The sequence below is a fragment of the Chloroflexota bacterium genome, from assembly GCA_015478725.1.
Classification (GTDB): Bacteria; Chloroflexota; Limnocylindria; order Limnocylindrales; family CSP1-4; genus C-114.
The window spans coordinates 1-1,128 of sequence record JADMIG010000140.1 but is presented as its reverse complement, the minus strand read 5'-3'; the positions used below and the strand labels follow the sequence as shown (position 1 = coordinate 1,128).

Genomic DNA, 1,128 nt, shown 5'->3' with positions numbered 1-1,128 from the left:
CTAGTGCTCTCGCGCGTTAATCATTGTGACTTACGCGACTCGTAGTGGACGACCGTCGTAGGTCCACCGAAACGGGGCCGCTCTGCGGTTGTAGTCCTTGATGAAGGCGATGATGCGATCGGCCAGTTCTTCGACCGAGGCGAACTCACCTCGTCGCAGCAGCCGGCGTTCGAGGATCGAAAAGAAGAGCTCGACCTGGTTGAGCCAGCTGGCGTGGGTGGGTGTGTAGTGGATGTGCACATGGGGATTCTCTTCCAAGAAGGTAGCGACTGCGCCAGTCTTGTGGGCGCTCAGGTTGTCGGCGATGCAGTGCAGGTCGAGGCCGTTGGGCGTCTGGCGCACCAGGTCGCCCAGGAACTCCACGAAATTCTCCGACCGGGTCGAGTCGGTGACCCAGCCGGCGATGCCGCCGTCGTGGACGTCGAGGGCGGCGAAGAGGACCGCTGTCCCGTTGCGCTTGTACTCGAACTCCCGTCGCGCCCGCCTTCCCGGGACGGACGGCTTGGTGGGGTTGATCCTGGACTTGGCCTGCATTCCCGACTTCTCGTCCACGCTCCACACCACCGCGTTCTGCGGTGGGTTGAGGTAGAGCCCACAGACATCGGACGCCTTGGCCCAGAAGTCCGGGTCATGGCTGGTCATCCAGGACTCCACCTGCCAGGGCTTGAGGTCCAATGACTTGCAGATCCTCCAGGCCTGAGAGGCCGAGATGGCCACGCCATGGGAGGCCATGGCCCCGGCCAGGGCCTCCATGGTCCAACGAGTCGCCCCCTCTGGCGGGTCCTCGGTCACCAGCTTTACCAAGAGCAAGACGTCATCGTGGTCGTAGACGACCGGACGCCCCGGGCGCTCTTCATCCTCGAGCCCGGCCAGCCCGAACTCCTCGTAGCGCTTCCGCCAGATGCCGACCTGGTTGTAGTGCAGATCGACCAGCTCGCCGATGGCGCGATTCGACTCGCCGTCGGCCATGAGGAGGATCATGCGTGCCCGCTTGGCCGCTCTGGCCTCGATGGTGTTGGATCGCACCCGCGCCTCGAGCTCGGCGCGGTCACCTCGACGGAGTTTGAGTGGGGGAAGCCGCATCCCCCAATTGAATCACATCAGTATTATTATCGCGAGGATGCACTA

At 63.5% G+C, this 1,128-nt stretch carries 1 protein-coding gene; it reads right to left on the bottom strand.

Features of this window, described 5'->3' with window-relative positions; all coding sequences use genetic code 11:
- Window positions 1–30: 30 nt before the first annotated feature.
- Window positions 31–981, bottom strand: coding sequence for an IS630 family transposase (locus tag IVW53_16155; GenBank protein MBF6607091.1), 951 nt, complete (start codon window positions 979–981; stop codon window positions 31–33).
- Window positions 982–1,128 lie beyond the last annotated feature (147 nt).

Coding starts and splice junctions, on each gene's coding strand:
- IVW53_16155 (MBF6607091.1), bottom strand. CDS start 981: ATGATCCTCCTCATGGCCGACGGCGAGTCGAATCGCGCCATCGGCGAG.